18 protein-coding genes are annotated in these 18522 nt (G+C 73.6%); 10 read left to right on the forward strand and 8 right to left on the reverse strand.

Annotation, left to right across the window (positions count from 1 at the left end; translation table 11 throughout):
• Nucleotides 1-127: 127 nt before the first annotated feature.
• Nucleotides 128-973: a universal stress protein gene (locus tag ACFU97_RS10280; protein WP_384253533.1), complete on the reverse strand. Its 846-nt coding sequence runs from the start codon at nucleotides 971-973 to the stop codon at nucleotides 128-130.
• 241 nt (nucleotides 974-1214) lie between these two features.
• Between ACFU97_RS10280 and ACFU97_RS10285 the strand changes: the two genes are divergently transcribed.
• A complete protein-coding gene (locus ACFU97_RS10285) occupies nucleotides 1215-1607 on the forward strand; it encodes an STAS domain-containing protein (RefSeq protein WP_384253535.1) in 393 nt (130 codons plus the stop codon).
• A gap of 84 nt (nucleotides 1608-1691) precedes the next feature.
• Here ACFU97_RS10285 and ACFU97_RS10290 read toward each other — a convergent pair whose 3' ends face one another.
• The gene (locus tag ACFU97_RS10290) at nucleotides 1692-2693 is read right to left on the reverse strand and encodes an Acg family FMN-binding oxidoreductase (protein ID WP_384253537.1); all 1002 of its coding nucleotides are present in this window, start codon (nucleotides 2691-2693) and stop codon (nucleotides 1692-1694) included.
• Between the two features lie 289 nt (nucleotides 2694-2982).
• On the opposite strand from ACFU97_RS10290, the gene ACFU97_RS10295 reads away from it, so the two are divergent.
• The 4 genes from ACFU97_RS10295 (at nucleotide 2983) to ACFU97_RS10310 (ending at nucleotide 5777) form a co-directional block, all read left to right on the forward strand.
• Entirely contained in the window at nucleotides 2983-3555 is a 573-nt protein-coding gene (locus tag ACFU97_RS10295) for a hypothetical protein (RefSeq protein ID WP_384253540.1), read from the forward strand.
• Between the two features lie 177 nt (nucleotides 3556-3732).
• Nucleotides 3733-4725 carry a dihydroxyacetone kinase subunit DhaK gene (gene dhaK / locus ACFU97_RS10300; RefSeq protein WP_384253542.1) on the forward strand — a complete coding sequence of 331 codons (993 nt, stop codon included), beginning with the start codon at nucleotides 3733-3735 and terminating at the stop codon, nucleotides 4723-4725.
• 46 nt (nucleotides 4726-4771) lie between these two features.
• Complete coding sequence (gene dhaL, locus ACFU97_RS10305; RefSeq protein WP_384253545.1) at nucleotides 4772-5374, forward strand: dihydroxyacetone kinase subunit DhaL; 603 nt, start codon at nucleotides 4772-4774, stop codon at nucleotides 5372-5374.
• The gene (locus ACFU97_RS10310) at nucleotides 5367-5777 is read left to right on the forward strand and encodes a PTS-dependent dihydroxyacetone kinase phosphotransferase subunit DhaM (RefSeq protein ID WP_384253547.1); all 411 of its coding nucleotides are present in this window, start codon (nucleotides 5367-5369) and stop codon (nucleotides 5775-5777) included. The genes dhaL and ACFU97_RS10310 overlap by 8 nt, the downstream gene beginning before the upstream one ends.
• A 132-nt stretch (nucleotides 5778-5909) precedes the next feature.
• Here ACFU97_RS10310 and ACFU97_RS10315 read toward each other — a convergent pair whose 3' ends face one another.
• Complete coding sequence (locus tag ACFU97_RS10315) at nucleotides 5910-6605, reverse strand: glycoside hydrolase family 75 protein (protein ID WP_384253549.1); 696 nt, start codon at nucleotides 6603-6605, stop codon at nucleotides 5910-5912.
• 440 nt (nucleotides 6606-7045) lie between these two features.
• Here ACFU97_RS10315 and ACFU97_RS10320 point away from each other — a divergent pair, with 440 nt between their 5' ends.
• Together ACFU97_RS10320 and ACFU97_RS10325 are read left to right on the forward strand one after the other, a co-directional pair.
• On the forward strand, nucleotides 7046-8044 hold the full coding sequence (locus ACFU97_RS10320; protein ID WP_384253551.1) for a fibronectin type III domain-containing protein: 999 nt from the start codon (nucleotides 7046-7048) through the stop codon (nucleotides 8042-8044).
• 169 nt (nucleotides 8045-8213) lie between these two features.
• Nucleotides 8214-8780: a hypothetical protein gene (locus tag ACFU97_RS10325; protein WP_384253553.1), complete on the forward strand. Its 567-nt coding sequence runs from the start codon at nucleotides 8214-8216 to the stop codon at nucleotides 8778-8780.
• A 12-nt stretch (nucleotides 8781-8792) separates the two neighbouring features.
• Here the strand turns inward: ACFU97_RS10325 and ACFU97_RS10330 are convergent, their stop codons facing one another.
• Together ACFU97_RS10330 and ACFU97_RS10335 are read right to left on the reverse strand one after the other, a co-directional pair.
• Nucleotides 8793-9356: a PadR family transcriptional regulator gene (locus ACFU97_RS10330; RefSeq protein ID WP_384253555.1), complete on the reverse strand. Its 564-nt coding sequence runs from the start codon at nucleotides 9354-9356 to the stop codon at nucleotides 8793-8795.
• A gap of 31 nt (nucleotides 9357-9387) precedes the next feature.
• Nucleotides 9388-11403: an FAD-dependent oxidoreductase gene (locus ACFU97_RS10335; protein ID WP_384253557.1), complete on the reverse strand. Its 2016-nt coding sequence runs from the start codon at nucleotides 11401-11403 to the stop codon at nucleotides 9388-9390.
• Between the two features lie 116 nt (nucleotides 11404-11519).
• Between ACFU97_RS10335 and ACFU97_RS10340 the strand changes: the two genes are divergently transcribed.
• Complete coding sequence (locus tag ACFU97_RS10340; protein WP_384253559.1) at nucleotides 11520-12677, forward strand: M20 family metallopeptidase; 1158 nt, start codon at nucleotides 11520-11522, stop codon at nucleotides 12675-12677.
• 422 nt (nucleotides 12678-13099) lie between these two features.
• On the opposite strand, the gene ACFU97_RS10345 is transcribed toward ACFU97_RS10340, so the two are convergent.
• Both ACFU97_RS10345 and ACFU97_RS10350 read right to left on the reverse strand, forming a co-directional pair.
• A complete protein-coding gene (locus ACFU97_RS10345) occupies nucleotides 13100-13468 on the reverse strand; it encodes a hypothetical protein (protein WP_384253561.1) in 369 nt (122 codons plus the stop codon).
• A gap of 104 nt (nucleotides 13469-13572) precedes the next feature.
• Nucleotides 13573-14448 (reverse strand): hypothetical protein, encoded by an 876-nt coding sequence (locus ACFU97_RS10350; RefSeq protein WP_384253563.1) that lies wholly within the window; start codon nucleotides 14446-14448, stop codon nucleotides 13573-13575.
• Between the two features lie 277 nt (nucleotides 14449-14725).
• On the opposite strand from ACFU97_RS10350, the gene ACFU97_RS10355 reads away from it, so the two are divergent.
• Both ACFU97_RS10355 and ACFU97_RS10360 read left to right on the forward strand, forming a co-directional pair.
• The gene (locus tag ACFU97_RS10355) at nucleotides 14726-16792 is read left to right on the forward strand and encodes a SpoIIE family protein phosphatase (RefSeq protein WP_384253566.1); all 2067 of its coding nucleotides are present in this window, start codon (nucleotides 14726-14728) and stop codon (nucleotides 16790-16792) included.
• 146 nt (nucleotides 16793-16938) lie between these two features.
• Nucleotides 16939-17637: a hypothetical protein gene (locus ACFU97_RS10360; protein WP_384254123.1), complete on the forward strand. Its 699-nt coding sequence runs from the start codon at nucleotides 16939-16941 to the stop codon at nucleotides 17635-17637.
• Between the two features lie 26 nt (nucleotides 17638-17663).
• Here ACFU97_RS10360 and ACFU97_RS10365 read toward each other — a convergent pair whose 3' ends face one another.
• Nucleotides 17664-18458, reverse strand: a complete 795-nt coding sequence (locus tag ACFU97_RS10365) for a putative protein N(5)-glutamine methyltransferase (RefSeq protein WP_384253568.1) — start codon at nucleotides 18456-18458, stop codon at nucleotides 17664-17666.
• Nucleotides 18459-18522: the final 64 nt, after the last annotated feature.

Consider the following 18522-nt stretch of genomic DNA (forward strand, 5'->3'; position numbering starts at 1 on the left):
TCTAGGGGTGACGCGCGGGTTGTTGACGTCTCTCGTTGCGCCTTCAATGTCCCGCTTCCGCAACCGCTCGCGGAGGGGCTACGCGGCCCGCCGTGCAGGGCCGAACGACCCTGCTGCGAGGGTCTGTTCAGCCGGACGCGGCCGTTGCGGCGGGCACGACGGCCACGGGGCAGTGCGAGCGGTGCAGCAGGGTGTGGGCGACCGAGCCCGGGCGCGTGAGGTGCCGTTCGGCGTGGGGGTGCACGCCGATGACGACGACGCCGGCCTCCCGGGTGGCCTCCAGCAGCGCGTGCGCCGGTGCCGTGCGCACCGTGTGCGACTCGACGCCGACGCCCGGGTGACGCTCGCGCAGCTCGGCCATGCTGAAGCGCGGCACGGCCTCCTCGTCGGCGTCACGGCGGGCGAGTGCGCGCTGTCCGGGGCTCGTCGCGGGGATCACGGACGGCAGTTCGGGGCCTACGTGGCGGTGGGACCAGGAGTGCAGGACGCGAAGCCGGACGCCGCGCCGCTCCGCCTCCTGGAAGGCGTAGGCCGCCGCGTCGGTGTCGGCGTCGCCGCCCAGGCCCAGCAGCACCTCGCGGTCGCCGTCGCAGCGGTGGTCACCGCGCACCACCAGCAGGGGTCCGTAGGTGCGCCCGGTCAGGCGCTGGCCGACCGAGCCGAAGACCGCTCCGGTGATCCCGCCCAGCCCGCGGTTTCCCACGACGGTGAGGACCGCGTCCTTGCTCTCCCGGAGCAGGACCTCCACCGCGCCGCCCACCACCGGCTCCGCCGTCACGGGCAGCCCGGGATGGTGGGTCTCGATCCGCGAGACGGCCGACGCCAGGACCGGCCCGGCCTCGTCCACATCGGCGACGGCGTGCACGACGCGCAGGCCGGCGCCGCGGTGCAGCGCCTCCTGCGCCGCCCAGTCCAGGGCACGGACGGCGGTCAGCGAGCCGTCCACTCCGACGGTCACGTGCGGGGATGTCATGGCGGGATTCCCTCCTGTGCCTCCGTACGGCCGATCCGCACGGAGCGGCCCGGCACGGGCCCACCTCTCAGCGTCCGGCGGGCGGCCGCCCGGGGAACGGGGCCATCGGTCCCTGCCCCGCCCGAGAGCGACCCTGAGCGCCGGGGCGCGCGGCGCGCAGGGGGCAGGTCGGCCCGCGGTGATCTCCGACTGGGGCCGACCGGCCCTTCCGCCTCGTCCGTCTCGCGGCTTTGCTCTGCATATGGACACGAACCACGCCAGGCTCGCTCCGTTTCACACGGAACGCGTCGTGGGCGGCACGACCGTCGTGGAAGTCCGCGGCGAGATCGACGTCTTCACCGCGCAGCCGCTCTCGGCGCGCCTCGACAGCCTGACGGCGGGCAGCCGGCCCGACGTGGTGCTGGACCTTCGTCCCGTGATCTTCATCGACTGCAGCGGGCTGCGGATGCTGTGCCGGACACGCAACCGCGTGCTGGCCCAGCGGGGCAGGCTCCGTCTGGTCACCGGCGACGGCTGCTTCCTGCGGATCCTGCGCGCCGCCCGCCTGGCCGACGTCTTCGAGATCCACCCCGACCTGCCCACGGCCCTGTTCGGCGTTGTCCCGCAGGACGAGGTCTCCGCCGCGGCGGGCTGACCCCGCCGATCCCGGTCCCCACGACGCCGGCAGCGTGACGTGTCCCTACGTCTGCCGGCGTCGTGGCCGTCCGCCCTGCCGGCGCTATCGGCGTGAGGTGTCCGCGTCGAGCACGGCGTGCGGGGTGCGCCGCGGGGTGGCGGGGCCCTCCGGGCCGTAGCCGAGACGGATCAGCATCTGGGCGTGACCGGTGTGGTCGGGGTCCGGGCTGAGGCTGCGGCGCAGGTCCGGCCACTCCATCGGCTGATGCAGCAGCGAGGCGCGCAGGCCGAGGGCCGTGGCGACCAGCAGGACGTGCTCGAGGGCCTCCCCCGCGCGCAGCCAGTCCGTGCGCCGGTCGTGGACCGTCCTCAGGAGGGCGATGACCGGGGAGATCTCGAAGTCCTGGGAGGACAGCCTCTCGGCGTGCCGCGCGGCGGTGAAGTCCCGCATCGGAACGCCCTCCCGCGCGTCCTGCGGGCCCAGGACGTTCTGCGGCAGACCGGTGTCGTGCGGGTCGTCCAGGTCGCGGTGCACCCATCGGCGGCTCTCCGTGCCGCGCTCGGCATCGTGGCGGTTGCGCAGCTCCGCCTCCGCGGTCACCCGCAGCAGCCGGGTCACCTCACCCGCCTCGACGAAGCTCAGCGAGGCGCCCTCCCGGTGCGCGGACTCGGCCAGCTCGGCGCGCGCCTGGGGCGGTACCGGCCGGTCGGAGAACGGGAAGCGGCTGCTGTGCCGGCGCCAGATCGCGCCGTAGAGGTCGTCCCGGTGCTCCCCGCCGTGCCGTGCCGCACTGCCCGTGAGCCGTACGGTCGCGAGCAGGCCGGGCTCCTCGGGGCGCGGCAGCAGCCGTACGACGGGTGCCCAGCCGAAGTGGGAGACGGCCACGCGCAGGTTGAAGACGGAGGCGCCCACGGACAGGTGGAGGGCGCGGCCGACCGGGTCCGCGTGGCGCAGGCTCCGCTCAGGGTCCGCGCGCACCTCGAAGGCCACGTTGTCGGGGTCCAGCCGGAAGCGCCACGGCTGGGTGTTGAAGAACGAGGGCGCGGCCACGGCCGCGGCGACGCACTTTTCCAGGGTCTGTGCGTCGAGAGGCGCTGATCGCATGGTGCCCTCCTCCCACACGGTTCGGGAACGGCAGCTGAGACCTTCGAGAGTGGTCGCGGCGGCGGCCCCGGGTCAGAGGCCGTTGGTCCCTCGTGGGTGGCCGTCAGGGCCCTGTCGCCGGCTGCGACGACCGTGCGGGGGCGCGGCCCGCGCACCGGGGCCGAACGGCTCAACGTCGCCCTCCGCAGGGTCCCGGTCGGCCCCACGACTTCCCCTGTCCGGCCCATCCCGCGCCCCGCGCCTTCGCTGTCACGTTGGACACGTCGAGACGACGAGGAGGTGCAGACCGATGCGTGCTGGCGGGCGGACGACGAAGTGGCTGTGGCGGTGGCGGTCCAACCCGCTGCGCCGTCGCGAGGACGTTCTGGAGGCCTGGCTCGTGCTGGCCGTCTGGGCGATCGTCGCCGTGGGCGGCACGCTCGCCGGCGTGATCACGGCCCATGCCGCCGACGCCGTCTTCGCGCAGCAGCGTGCCGAGCGCATCCCGGTGGCGGCCGTCCTCGTCTCGGACACGACGCAACCAGGGGCGAAGAGCTACTACCGGGCGCTGGCCAAGGTCCGCTGGACCCTTCCGGACGGCTCGACCCGCACCGGGAACACCCTGGTCGACACGGGGCTGAAGGCCGGATCGCACATCGTCGTCTACACGGACCCGCGGGGCGAGCTGTCCACCCGGCCGCCGAGCCGGTCCGCGGCGGACCTCGAGTCGGCCGTGCTGGGCACCGCCGCCGGGATCGGCACGACGGGCCTGGTGCTCGGCGCGGGCGGCCTGGCCCGCCTGCGGCTGGACCGGCGGCGTTCGCGCCTGTGGGGCACGGAGTGGGCCATGGTCGGCCCGAAGTGGGGGCACAAGACCGGCTGACGGCGGCAGGGGGCCGGTCCGCGCGGTGACGGGAGATTCCGTCACCGCGCGTCGCGCTGTGCCGACCCGCAGCACGCCCGGTTGTGCCGTACAGGTGACCGGCGCCGCCGAAGCACCGATACTGCCGACAATGGCTGTACGGACAGAGGATCGAACGCGTCTCACCAGGAGGATCCCGTGAAGATGTTGATCAACGTTCCGGAAACCGTGGTCGCGGACGCGCTGCGCGGCATGGCGGCCGCCCACCCGGAGCTGGCCGTGGACGTGGAGAACCGGGTGATCGTACGGCGGGACGCCCCCGTGGCCGGAAAGGTCGCCCTGATCTCGGGCGGCGGCTCGGGGCACGAGCCGCTGCACGGCGGATTCGTGGGCCCCGGCATGCTGACGGGCGCCTGCCCGGGCGAGGTGTTCACCTCCCCGGTCCCCGACCAGATGGTGCGCGCGGCGGCCGCCGTCGACAGCGGCGCCGGCGTGCTGTTCATCGTGAAGAACTACACCGGTGACGTGCTCAATTTCGACATGGCCGCCGAGCTCGCAGAGGACGAGGGCGTCCAGGTCGCCAAGGTGCTCGTCAACGACGACGTGGCGGTCACCGACAGCCTCTACACGGCCGGGCGCCGGGGCACGGGCGCGACGCTGTTCGTGGAGAAGATCGCGGGCGCGGCGGCCGAGGAGGGACAGCCGCTGGAGCGGGTGGCGGCCATCGCCCGGCAGGTCAACGAGAACTCCCGCAGCTTCGGTGTGGCGCTCAGCGCCTGCACCACGCCGGCCAAGGGCACACCCACCTTCGACCTGCCGGCCGGCGAGCTGGAGCTGGGCGTCGGCATCCACGGCGAGCCCGGCCGGGAGCGGCGGGCGATGATGACCTCCGGCGAGATCGCCGAGTTCGCGCTGGACGCGATCGTCGAGGACATGCCCCCGCGCAACCCCGTGCTCGTGCTCGTCAACGGCATGGGCGCGACGCCGCTGCTGGAGCTGTACGGCTTCAACGCCGAGGTGCAGCGGGTGCTCACCGCGCGCGGCGTCGCCGTCGCCCGCACCCTGGTGGGCAACTACGTCACCTCGCTCGACATGGCCGGCGCCTCCGTCACGCTGTGCCAGATCGACGAGGACCTGCTGCGCCTGTGGGACGCGCCGGTGAAGACGCCGGGGCTGCGCTGGGGCATGTAGCCCGGCGGGCCGGGGTGTCAACGTACCTACCACGCAAGGAGATCCAGTGCTCGACGCCGATTTCTTCCGCCGTTGGATGAAGGCGACCGCCGCGTCCGTGGACCGCGAGGCGGAACGGCTCACCGCTCTCGACTCGCCCATCGGGGACGCCGACCACGGCAGCAATCTGCAGCGCGGGTTCCGTGCCGTGGTCGCGGCGCTGGAGAAGGAGGCACCTGGTACGCCCGGTGCGGTCCTGGTGCTCGCCGGGCGGCAGCTGATCTCGACCGTCGGCGGCGCGTCGGGCCCGCTCTACGGCACGCTGCTGCGCCGTACGGGCAAGGCGCTCGGCGACGACGCCGAGGTCGGTGAGGCGCAGCTGACCGAGGCGCTGCGGACCGGGGTGGATGCGGTCATGACGCTCGGCGGGGCCGCGCCGGGCGACAAGACCATGATCGACGCACTGGTGCCGGCCGTGGACGCGCTCGGCGAGGGGGACTTCGCCGCCGCGCGGACCGCGGCCGAGCAGGGCGCGCTGGCGACGGTGCCCCTGCAGGCCCGCAAGGGCCGCGCCAGCTATCTCGGCGAGCGCAGCATCGGTCACCAGGACCCGGGCGCAACCTCGTCGTCGCTGCTGATCGCCGCTCTCGAGGAGGCCGGCGGTGAGTGACGAGAAGCAGGTCGGGATCGTGCTGGTGTCGCACAGCGCCGAGGTGGCCGCGTCCGTGGCGGAGCTGGCCAAGGGCCTTGCGGGCGGCGGGACTTCGGTGCCCGTCGCCGCCGCGGGCGGCACCGAGGGCGGCGGGCTCGGCACGAGTGCGGAGCTGATCGCCGCCGCGGCCGCGTCCGTCGACCGGGGCGCCGGGGTCGCCGTCCTCACCGATCTCGGCAGCGCCGTCCTCACGGTGAAGGCGCTGCTCGCCGAGGGCGACGAACTCCCGGGCAACACCCGGCTGGTGGACGCCCCGTTCGTCGAAGGGGCGGTGGCCGCGGTGGTCACCGCGGCGGCGGGCGCCGATCTCGCGGCGGTCGAGGCGGCGGCCGCGGAGGCGTACACCTACCGGAAGGTCTGACCTCCCCTGCCCCGAGCCCTTCCGCCGCGACGGCGAGGTCCGAGCACATGGCCGCCGTGAGCTCGGCCTGCGCCGCCGCGCCGTCGCGCCGCGGATCGTCCGCCGGTCGCCGGTCGCCGGTCGCCGGGGGGCCTACTCGCCCTGGACGAAGCGCCACGCCAGCCGCCGTCCCGCCGTGACGGCGGCGGTGTGGCTCTCGATCGGCCTGGCCTGGGAGTTCTTGAACACGATGTAGGTGACGCCCGAGGCCACGCCGCCGCGGCGCGGGTCCGGGTTGATGCCGAGGCCCTTGGCGGCGGCGTAGGACGCCTCACCGATGAGGCCGCGCGGGCCGACGTCCCCCACCACCGCGTACTGCACGCGGTCGCGGTACACGACGGCCGCGACGGCGCCGCCGCGCACTCCGTCGTCGGCGGGGTTCCAGACGGAGCCGGCCGCCGGTACGACGACATAGGGAAGGCGTTCGGCGTTCAACGGCCGTCCGTCGGACTGCTGGTAGGCCGTGGCGGCCGAGAACAGCGGATCGGTGCGGCGGTTGCAGCGCGGGCCGGACTGCCCGTCGCAGTCGATGTCCATGTCGGTCTTCCAGAAGACGGCGTGCCGGGTGCCGCACACGGCCACGTTCGCCCGCTTCCCGTGGTCGGCGCGGAAGCGGCCGTGGGAGATCCGGGTGCAGTCACGCACCCTGGCCAGCAGGTCGGAGGCGCGGACGTCGCCCTCGCGCCGGGCGGTCGACTCCGCCGGCACTCGGGTCTCGGCGGCTGCCGCCATCGACGGGGCGAGCAGGGCGACGCCGGCCACGGCCAGGGTCAGCGACTGGACACGCACGATGAAGGGCCCTTTCCTGAAGGGGCACTGGCGGGCATTTTGCCCGTTTTGCCCCGTTAGCGATGATGCGGCCACCGTAGGCGGCCGAACCGGCGCACAGGCTTCAGGCGACTCACGGCGTGGCGCGTCCTCGGACGAGCGGCGGGGGCCGGGCGCCCGAGCCTGTGTCGGCTCCGGCCGCCCGGCCACCCGCTTCGGGCGCGGGAACAGCGACGACAGCGGTCCGCGCCACCGGCATAACTCACCAGCCCTCATGGAGAGTTCAGCCGTGAGGTGGTTCAGCATACGTAACTTCCCCGAGCGGTCACCAACACCCACCCGCGAAGGCCGCCACCTGCACCCGCATGCACGACTCCGCCCCGCGACCGCCCTCTTGATGCGCTCACGCCAGCACGTCAGTATTGGTCCGGACCATTTCCGCCGCCCGGGGAGGCAGAGCCATGCGTCGTCACCTCCTGCTGGTGCACCGATCCCTCGCCCTGTGTGCGGCGTTGACCCTCGCCGCGTCCTGCGGCCGGGGCGGAACCGGCGACGACGACGGACGGCTGCCGGCGGCGCCCACCGGCATGACCGCGGCGGCGGGCAGCGCGACCAGCGTGCACGTGATGTGGAACGCCGTGGCGGCGAACCCGCGCGTGAAGGTCTACGAGGTGTACCGCGGCACCAGGAAGGTCACCGAAGTGCCCGCTTCGGAGCACATGGTGGACGTCACCAGGCTCGCGCCCTCCACGTCGTACGTCTTCACCGTGCGGGCGCGGGACACCGCGGGCCGGCTCGGACCGGCCGGGCAGTCCGTGCGCGCGCGGACACCGGCGGCCGTGGCGGCGGACGGCTCGGCCCCGACCCGCCCGGGCAGGGCGCGGGGCCGGGTGGTGGGCAGCCGGGAGGTCGAACTCTCCTGGTCCGCCTCGACGGACGACCGCGCCGTGGTGTCGTACGACGTCTACCAGGGCTCCTCGAAGATCCACAGCGTGGGCGCGGCCCAGACGGCCACCGTGGTCACCGGGCTGCGGCCGGGCACGGCCTACGCGTTCACCGTCCGGGCCCGCGACGCGGCCGACAACGTCTCGGCGCCCGGCGGCACCGTCCGCCTCACCACGCCGGGCTCCGACGACGGGCGGAACACGGCGCCCACGGCCTTCCGCGCGGCGAGCCACCGGGCCGGCGGCGCGTACTACCTCGACCTCTCCTGGGTTCCGCCCCGCGTGGAAGGGATGGTCACGGAATACCGAATCCGGCTCGACGGACAGGCGGCCACCTCCCTGGTGTACGGCGGGGACGCGCCGCGCGAGAAGGCCTCGTACTCCTTCTACGCCGGCCGCGACGCGGGCGTCACCCACCGCCTGCGGATCCGGGCCAAGCTGCCCGACGGCACCTGGGGCGGCTGGTCGGCGGAGCGGACGGTCACGACCGGGACGCAGGGTGGCTCACGGCCCTGACGGCGCCCGCGGCATCGGCCGGACGAACGAACCCGTCACCTGCCCGGGGGCGCTCCGCATGCGGGAGGGGCCGCGGGGGCTTTGGCTGCCTCTGAGGCAGCACGGGCGTTCCCCCACCCTCGGCGGCGCAAGGGATGTACCGCCGACCGTGCCGTCGGAGGGCAGACCCATGCGCAACTCCCAGCCACTCGCCCGCGCGGCCCTGACCGCCGCGGCCGCCGCCGTGCTGCCGCTCGCCCTCGCCGCCACGCCGGCCGGGGCGCAGGGCTCGGGCATCTCGGTGAGCACCAGCGGGTCCACCGTGTCGGTGACGACGACCCAGTGCTCCCGGACCAGCAGCAGCGGCAGCTGGGGCACCGCCTCGCTGCTGAGCAGCAGCCAGTCGAGCTTCGCCCAGGGACGTCAGGTGTCGCTGTCGGGCACCACCGCGCTGCAGTCGGCGGCCTGGTCGAACGTGAGCCCCGGCACGTACACCGTGATCGTGCAGTGCTCGGCCAGCGGCACCACCGCGGGCACCCAGTCGATCGTCGTCTCCCCCGCCTCCCGGCCCACCATCTCCGCCACCGCCCGGCCCTCGGCCTCGCCCTCCGCCTCCCTCGGTGTGGCGGGCGGTCTGGGCGGTGCCGTGAAGGACTACGGCCCGGTCACGCTGGGCGTGGGCGCGGCCCTGGTGGGCACGGGTGTCATCGCGACGGGGTGGTACCTGCGCAAGCGCGCCAAGCCCAACCGCCTCTGACCGCCACGGAGTTCACGCCGTCTCGGAGCCGGGCAGCTCGTCGGGCAGCTCGGCGAACTCCTCCAGGGCGTGCGTGAGCCACTGCGTCCAGAAGGTCTCCAGGTCGATCCCGGCCCGCAGCACCAGGTGCTGGAGCCGGTCGTGCGGAGCGTCCTTGCCGGGCGGGAAGTCGCGCTGCTCGATCTTCTCGTACTGGGCCAACTGGTGCCTGTGCAGCTCCAGATGGCGGCGCAGGTCGGCCTCCAGGCCGGCCGTGCCCACCACCGCCGCCGCGCGCAGGCGCAGCAGCAGCGGGTCGCGGTGCGGCCTCGGGTCCTGGGACACGGCGGTCCAGCGGGCCAGTTCGGCACGGCCCGCGGGCAGGACCTCGTAGTTCTTCTTCTGCCCACGGGCCGGCTGATCCGACGGCAGGGCCCGGATGTGCCCGTCGGCCTCCAGTCTTCCCAGCTCGCGATAGATCTGCTGGTGCGTCGCCGACCAGAAGTAGCCGATCGACTTGTCGAACCTGCGGGTCAGCTCCAGCCCCGAGGACGGCTTTTCCAGCAGGGCGGTCAGGATCGCGTGCGGGAGTGACATGGAGTCATCCTAAGGACGGTCCCACGGCCCCCTAGAGGGCCGCCGCCAGCTCCGTGCCCTGCTTGATGGCGCGCTTGGCGTCCAGCTCGGCGGCCACGTCGGCACCGCCGATCAGGTGCACGGCCGCGCCCGCCGCGAGCAGTTCCTCGTAGAGGTCGCGGCGCGGCTCCTGCCCGGTGCACAGCACGATCGTGTCGACGGGGAGGACCGTGCTCTCCTCACCGACGGTGACGTGCAGTCCGGCGTCGTCGATACGGTCGTAGCGGACGCCCGGGACCATGGTGACGCCGCGGTGCTTGAGCTCGGTGCGGTGGATCCAGCCGGTGGTCTTGCCGAGGCCCGCGCCGACCTTGGTCGCCTTGCGCTGGAGCAGGTGGACGCTGCGTGGCGGGGCGGAGCGCTCGGGGGCCGCGAGTCCGCCGGGGCCGCGGTAGTCCATGTCCACGCCCCACTGGCGGAAGTAGGTCTCCGGGTCCTCGCTCGCCTTGTCGCCACCGTCCGTCAGGAACTCGGCGACGTCGAAGCCGATGCCGCCCGCACCGAGGATCGCGACGCGGTCGCCGACGGCGGCCTCGCCCCGCAGGACGTCGAGGTAGCCGACGACGCTGGGGTGGTCCACGCCCGGGATGTCGGGGGTGCGCGGGGTGACGCCGGTGGCGACGACGACCTCGTCGTGGTCCGCCAAGTCAGCTGCGGTGACAGGGGTGTTGAGGCGTACGTCCACGCCGTGGGCGTCGAGCTGGTGGCGGAAGTAGCGCAGGGTCTCGTCGAACTCCTGCTTGCCGGGGACCTTGCGGGCGACGTTGAGCTGGCCGCCGACCTCGCTCGCGGCGTCGTAGAGGGTGACCTCGTGGCCGCGCTCGGCGGCGGACACGGCGCAGGCGAGTCCGGCCGGTCCGGCGCCGACGACGGCGACGCGCTTCCTCAACCGGGTCGGGGAGAGGACGAGTTCGGTCTCGTGGCAGGCGCGCGGGTTGACCAGGCAGGAGGTGATCTTGCCGCTGAAGGTGTGGTCGAGGCATGCCTGGTTGCAGCCGATGCAGGTGTTGATGGCCTGCGGCCTGCCCTGCGCGGCCTTGGCGACGAAGTCGGGGTCGGCGAGCATCGGGCGGGCCATGGAGACCATGTCCGCGCGGCCGGTGGCGAGCAACTCCTCGGCCAGCTCCGGGGTGTTGATGCGGTTGGTGGTGACGAGCGGGACCGACACCTCGCCCATGAGCTTCTTGGTGACCCAGGTGTAGGCGCCGCGCGGCACGGAGGTCGCGATGGTGGGGATGCGGGCCTCGTGCCAGCCGATGCCGGTGTTGATGATCGTCGCCCCGGCGGCCTCGACCGCCTTGGCCAGGGTGATCACCTCGTCGAGCGTCGAGCCGCCGGGGACCAGGTCCAGCATGGACAGGCGGTAGATGACGATGAAGTCCTCGCCGACGGCCTCACGGACCCGCCGGACGATCTCGACCGGGAAGCGCATGCGGTTCTCGTACGAGCCGCCCCAGCGGTCGGTGCGGTGGTTGGTCTGCGCGGCGATGAACTCGTTGATGAGGTACCCCTCGGAGCCCATGATCTCCACGCCGTCGTAGCCGGCCTGCTTCGCGAGGCGGGCGGCGCGGGCGTAGTCGTCGATCGTGCGCTCGACGTCGGCGTCGGTGAGCTCGCGGGGCGGGAAGGGGCTGATCGGGGCCTGGAGCGGGCTCGGCGCGACGAGGTCCTGGTGGTAGGCGTACCGGCCGAAGTGCAGGATCTGCATCGCGATCCGGCCGCCCTCGCGGTGCACGGCGTCGGTGATCTCGCGGTGCTGACCGGCCTCCTCGTCGGTGGTGAGCTTGGCGCCGCCCTCGTACGGGCGGCCCTCGTCGTTGGGCGCGATGCCGCCGGTGACGATCAGGCCCACTCCGCCGCGGGCCCGGGCGGCGTAGAACTCCGCCATGCGCTCGAAGCCGCGCTCGGCCTCCTCCAGGCCCACGTGCATGGAGCCCATCAGGACGCGGTTGGGCAGCGTGGTGAAGCCCAGGTCCAGCGGGCTCAGCAGGTGCGGGTAACGGCTCATCGGGCCCCTCCGTGCGCGGTGTCGTGCTCACTGTTGTAGAGGCTCCGGGAGCCTTTTGCAACTAGTTGCATAACCGGAGAGGGGTGATCCGGGCCACCCCGGGGCAGCAAGGCTCCATGAGCCCCGAAGACGCCGAGGTGGTCGCCCTCGCCCAGCGGCTGATCCGCCGCCCGAGCCGGGCGGGTGTCGACGACTACGAGCCCGTGCTCGACCTGCTCGAGGACCATCTCGGCACCCGCGACCTGCCGTTCCGCCGTCTCCACGACGCCGCCGGGCGCCCGGTCGCGCTGCTGGTGGAGGTGGCCGCCGCCCGGCCGGGACCGTGGTGGGCGCTCGACGCCTGCGTGGACACCGCGCCCTACGGCGACGAGGACGCCTGGACGTTCGCGCCGGACTGCGGGGACGTCGTGGACGGATGGCTGCGGGGCCGGGGAGCCGCCGACTCCAAACTGGCGGCGGCGATGTTCTGCCGTGTCGCGGCGGAGGTGCGCGACCGGGCGGACGCGCTGCGCGGCGGCCTCGCGGTCCTGCTGGACGCGGACGAGCACACCGGCGGCTTCGGGGGCGCCCGCGCCTACCTTGCGGACGCGGCGGCGGTGCGGCCGGCCGGGGTCATGATCGGCTACCCCGGCCGGGAGGAGGTGGTGGTCGGCGGGCGGGGCCTGTGGCGGGCGACGATCGCGGTGCACGCGGACACGGGCCACTCGGGGGCGCGGCGTACGACGCCGGGCGCCGTCTCACGCGCGGCGCTGCTGGTCCGGCTGCTGGAGGAGGCGGAACTCCCGCCCGCGGAGGGGGACTTCCCGCTGCCGCCGAAGCTGACGGTGACGTCGTGCCACGGCGGCGAGGGCTTCTCGACGGTTCCCGGCCTGTGCGAGGTGGGCGTCGACATCCGCACGACGCCGGCCTTCGACGCCCGCGCGGCACAGGCCCTGGTCGGCACGGCGACCGCGGAACTCGACCGGCGCGTACCCCCTCCCCGCCCCACCACGCTCACCCAGGTGGCCGAGTGGCCGCCGTTCCGCCTGACGGAAACCGAGCAGCCCGCGGCAGCCCTGCTCACGGCCGCGACCCAGGAAGGTCTGCGCGTCCGCCCGAAGACCGCGGGCCCGTCGAACATCGGCAACCTGCTGGCCGCGGAGGGCATCCCGGCCACAGCAGGCTTCGGCGTCCACCACGAGGGCCTCCACGCCCTCAACGAACGCGCCTACCTGCCGGACCTCCCGAGGGTTCACGCGGTGTACCGCCGGGCGGTACTGAACCTGCTGACGTGAGCCTGGAGCCTCCGGGCAGGACCCGATCACCACCTGAGGCACACGCCGGCATCCAAGGCCCGCTCCGGCGACGGTCCAGCCCACCCACTGCGGCGCGCTCCGGCCTCAGGGCCCCAACGCGGGCGCCCGAAAGTCGGAGGGCCGGCGCGCACGGCCGTCACCGAGCCGCCCGTCTCCCGCTCCACCCTCCGCAGCGCATCTGCGCACCGCGCTCCGGCCGGGCCACCTCTGCGCGATCCGGCCCGCAGGGCTCAACTCCAGCCTCCGGCCCGTCGGGAGCCGGCACGCACGGCCGCCGTCGGCCCGCTCTCGCCACGGCCGATCTTTCCGCACCACGGCAGCAGCGAACCGTCAGCTCGCCCGCCCCCGAACACGTCACGTCCGCCCGCGCCCCCGCACCCCATCCCGCCGAACCGGCGCAGTCACCGGCTTTCGAGGCGTACGTGCAGTTCCCGTTCCTGGTCGCCCGAGGCCGACATGAGGTCGCGGACCGTGAACAGGGGGTCGAGGGTCGAGCGGAGGCGTTCGATCGCCCAGTAGCCGCCCTGTGCGTCCACCTCGACCGAGGAGGCCAGACGGGCGGGCGGCGGGCACTCGTGGGCGTCGGTGACCTCGAAGGTCCCGAGCCAGACCATCGGGCGGGTCTCGTGGAGCTGCTGCGGTACCTCGTCGGGACCCCGGTCGGACTCGAAACAGGCGCACAGCGTGTCGAAGACGATCCGGGCGTCCTCCTTGCTGCATCCACTGATCTCGAGGGATACGGGCTCCTCGTGCGGTCGCACACGGTCCATCGTGATCGCTCCTCTCGCGGATGTGGCGCGGCACCGCGAGTTCCCCGCGAACCGCGCCACATCCCCAGAAAAGCACCACTGCCCGGGCCGGACCAGCGCTCGGCTCAGCTCCGTGTGAAGCGGTACGTCTTGCTGTCCGTCAGCACGCAGAACCCCGGCGACACGACGATCACCCGCAGGGTGCCGCTACGGCGGTCGTAGTCGATGCCCTCCGCCTCGAACGTGCCCGAGCAGGAGCTGCGCAGCGGCAGCTGGCGCAGCGCCGTGACGTGGCCGGACACGTCCGACGTGCCGTTCGGGGCGGCGGACAGGTCGACCTGGAGCAGCGGCTTCGTCATGCCGAACAGCGAGCCGTCCGGGTCGTCCGAGGAGCACAGCAGCGTCGCAGGACCGGAGAAGTCGCAGCCCTGCACATCGCGTACCGCATGGTCGAGGGTGACCGTCGCGACCTGCGGGAGGTTCGCGGACGGCGAGGTGGCCGCGTTGACGCCCGGCGTCGGGAAGACCAGGAAGCGGTTCATCGTGCCGTACTCTCCGGACAGCATCCACTGTCCGTCCGGCGAGATCGCGACCCAGGAGTTGTTGAGCGCCTCGCCGGCGCCGAGCGTGTGGACGTACTCCGACCAGCTGCCGTCGGGCGCCTGGACGCGGTACATCTTCGCGTTGCCCGAGTCCGCCTGGTACGGCTCGACGACGTGGCCGTCGTAGGAGGCGTCGGGGTCGCCGACGTGGTTCCAGCCCCGGCTGCTCACGCTCGCCGGGATGGTGCCGATGCCGGTGTAGTGGTTGGGGCTGCCGGCCGGCACCTCGACGGAGGCCAGGCCCTGGCTCTCGGTCAGCGGGTCGGCCCGGTCGGAGCCCACCTCGTTCCAGGTGTCGGCGGCCGACGCGGGCGGAGCCGCGGACAGGACGGCGGCGGCCGCGAGGGCGAGGGCCGCGGTCACCGCGGCGTGACAACGTTGCCGGGCGCGCAGGGGCATGGGAGGGCTCCTCCGTGGGGGGTGGGGGCTGGCTCGGCGGACAGTCTGGCCCCACCAGGTGGTCATGTACAGACCACATCGGTAACGGAGGTTGTCCGTTCGGCGACGCTGCGTGCCAGGTAGTGTCGTCAGGGCTCCGGGGGACGGCCCTGGCCGTGTTGAGGGATGGTGGAGGTGGGCGACAGGGTCGTCACAGCGACGGTTGGGCGCGGTAGAACTTGGGGAGTCGGCACGGGGGAACGACGTGCCGCGTGAACGGGCGAAGGCGGTGCGTGGAATGAGTGCACCTGGGTTTCCCATGGCCGACGGCGAGCAGTCGGTACGGCCGAGCGGGCTGCTCGACGTGCTCGGCATGGCCTCGGTGGTCCTGGATGCCGAGGGACGCATCGTCCTGTGGAGCCCGCAGGCCGAGGAGCTGTTCGGCTACCCGGCCCAGGAGGCCCTCGGCGAGTACGCGGCGCGGATCATGGTGCACGAGCAGCATCTCGACCTGGTGATCAAACTCTTCGCCGACGTGATGCTCACCGGCCAGAGCTGGGCCGGCGCCTTCCCCATCCGGCGCAAGGACGGCACCACGCGGCTGGTGGAGTTCCGCAACATGCGCCTGCTGGACGACCACGGCGACGTCTACGCACTGGGCCTGTGCGCCGACCGCACCACCGTGCGGCGGCTGGAGCGGGACGTGGCGCTGTCCAACCGCATGATCGCCCAGTCCCCCATCGGCCTGGCCGTCCTGGACACCGACCTGCGCTACGTCTCGGTCAACCCGGCGCTGGAGCAGATCAACGGCGTCCCGGCCAAGGACCACGTCGGCCGGTCGATCCGCGAGGTCCTGCCCCATCTCGACGTCGACATGATCGAGGCGGCGGCGCGGCAGGTGCTGGAGACCGGGCAGCCCCTGGTGGACCGGCAGACCACCGGCCGGACCGCGGCGGACCCGGACGACGAGCGGGCCTGGTCGATGTCGCTGTACCGGCTGGACGACGCGGTCGGCACCGTGCTCGGGCTGGCCGGTTCGGTCGTGGACGTCACCGAGCAGCACCGGGCGAGCGTCGAGGCGGAGTCCGCCCGGCGCCGGCTGCAGGTCATCGCGGACGCCTCGGCCCGTATCGGCACCACGCTGGAGCTGGAGCGCACCGCGCACGAACTGGCCGACGTCGCCGTGCCGGAGCTCGCCGACATAGCGGCCGTGGACCTGCTCGACGCGGTGGTGCTGGGCAGGCGCAGCAGTCTCGGTCCCGCCGAGGCCGCGGTGATCCGGGCGCTCGCCGTGCACGCGGACGACGCCCCGGAGGCTCTGCGGGCGGCCGACCAGCCCGGGCAGGTGGCGCGGTACGGACCCGACCGCCTGGTCACCGAGTGCGTGCGTACCGGTCAGCCGGTCATGGTGCCGCAGGTCGAGCCCGGCCATCTGCCTCGTATCGCCCGCTCCCCCGAGGCCGCGGAACTGCTGGCCCGCGCGGGTGTCCACTCCTATCTCGCGGTCCCGCTGATCGCACGCGGCGAGGTGCTGGGCGCGCTCGACCTCAAGCGCACGAGCAACCCGCTGCCGTTCAGCGAGGACGATCTGCTGCTCGCCCGCGAACTGGCCGCCCGCGCGGCCGTGCAGATCGACAACGCGCGCTGGTACCAGAACGCCCGCGACACCGCCCTCACCCTGCAGCGCAGCCTGCTGCCCAGCCATCCGTCGGTGACCGGCGGCCTCGAGGTCGCCTCCCGCTACCAGCCGGCGGGCGCCACCACCGAGGTCGGCGGCGACTGGTTCGACGTGATCCCGCTGGAGGGCGGCAAGACGGCGCTGGTGGTGGGCGACGTGATGGGCAGCGGCATCAACGCCGCCGCGACCATGGGCCGGCTGCGCACCGCGACCAACACCCTCGCCTCCCTCGATCTCGATCCGGCCCGGGTCCTGGAGCACCTCGACCGGATCACCGAGGACCTCGACCACTCCATCGCCACCTGCGTCTACGCCGTCCACGACCCCGAGCTGCGGCAGTGCCGGATCGCCAACGCGGGCCATCTGCCGCCGGCCCGGCTGCGCGCCGGGCACGCGCCCGAGCTGCTCGAACTGCCCACCGGGGTGCCGCTGGGCGTGGGCGGCGTCGCCTTCTCCACGACCACCGTCGACCTGGAGCCGGGCGACCGTCTCGTGTTCTACACGGACGGTCTGGTCGAGACGCGGCAGCATCCGCTCGACGAGCGCCTGGACGCGCTCCTGGCCCTCCTCGAAGGACCCGACCGTCCGCTGGAGGAGGTCGCGGACCTGCTGCTGCGCACGCTGCACCAGCCCGACAACTCCGACGACGTGGCGCTGCTCATCGCGCGCGTGCAGAAGACGTGCTGATCAGCGGGGTCCACGGGCCGCCGGGTTCACAGAGTCGGCCAGGTTCACAGGTAATGATTACTCGCTCCTTATCGGCCTCATTCGACAATCACAGAGAGGCGTGGCACGTAGCTGCCTAGGGCCGTGACCGATGGGAGCGAGCCGTGATGCACGAGCCGGAGCAGGAACCCACCGCGGACATGGAAGTGATGACGGGCCCGGGCGGGCCGGATCGCGGGCCCGGGCCGTGGCGCCGGCGATCCCGCCGCGCGCGTGCCGTGACGGCGGCGGCCACGGTCGTCCTCCTGGCCCTCGGGGGCACGGTCGCCTACGCGGCGACGTCGGGCGGCTCGGGCCAGGGGGCCACGCCCTCCGCGTCCGGATCCGCGGCGCCGTCGCCCGGCGGATCCGACGGTCCCGGCGGCCCCGGTGACCGGCACGGCGGCGGCCGCTGGTTCGGCGCCGGCGGCATGGGCGTGCACGGCGAGGCGACCGTCAAGGACCAGGACACCGGCAAGTGGATCACCCGGACCTGGCAGCGCGGCACCGTCGAGAAGATCGACGGCGACCAGGTCACCGTCAAGAGCGAGGACGGCGCCTCGTGGACCTGGACCGTGAACTCCGGCACCGCTGTCCTGCGCGACGGCACGAAGGGCTCCGGTGCCGGTGACCTCAAGAAGGGCGACACGGTCTTCCTCATCGGCACCCGTGACTCCGGCGGCACCAGGACCGCGACGCACGCCGTCGAAGGAAACTGGAACGACATGGGCCCCGGCGGCGACGGCCACGGCAAGTTCCCCGGCCACCGGAACTGGCGCATGCCGGCCCCGTCGACGAGCCCGTCGGGCGGCGGGGCCACGACCTGACCCCGCCGACGGCACGGCGCGCACGTCTAGTCCAGGACGCCGACGACCACGGTGGCGTACAGCTCCTCCGAGACCGCCAGGCGTGACGTCAACCCGCTTGCGGTGAAGGCCTCCAGGGCCGCCGCGGCCTGGCGTTCGCTCGTCTCGACCAGGACGCAGCCGCCGGGGGCGAGCCAGTCGGGGGCCCCGGCGGCCACACGGCGCAGGACGTCGAGGCCGTCGCTGCCGCCGTCGAGGGCGGTGAGGGGTTCGTGGTCGCGGGCCTCCGCGGGCAGCAGGCTCACCTCGTCCGTGGGGACGTAGGGGACGTTGGCCGCGAGGATGTCGATCCGGCCGCGCAGGCCGCGTGGCAGGGCCGTGAACAGGTCACCCTGGTGGACGCGGCCGTCGACGTTGCGGCGGGCGCAGCGCACCGCGGCCGGGTCGAGGTCCGCGGCGTGCAGTTCCACGGGGCCGAGCGAGGAGGCGAGCGCCGCGCCCACCGCGCCCGAACCGCAGCAGAGGTCGACCACGACGGACGCGCCGGGGACCTGGGCGAGGGCCTGCTCGACGAGGAACTCGGTACGGCGGCGGGGCACGAAGACGCCGGGTTCGACGGCGATCCGCAGGCCGCGGAACTGCGCCCAGCCGACGACGAGTTCGAGGGGCAGCCCGGCGACCCTGCGTTCGACGAGGACGGCGAGTTCGTCCGGCGTACCGGCGGTGGCGAGGATCAACTCCGCCTCGTCCTCGGCGAAGACGCAGCCCGCGGCGCGGAGCGCGGCGACGACCGAGTCACGGGTGGCCGGTGACGGCGGAAAGGAGGGAGACAGTGGGGGCATGGAGGCCGAGAGCCTTTCGGTGAGTCGAAGGGCGCTCTCGCGACCGCCTAGCGGCGGCGGCCCG

The sequence above is a fragment of the Streptomyces sp. NPDC057616 genome (assembly GCF_042800575.1).
Classification (GTDB): domain Bacteria; phylum Actinomycetota; class Actinomycetes; order Streptomycetales; family Streptomycetaceae; genus Streptomyces.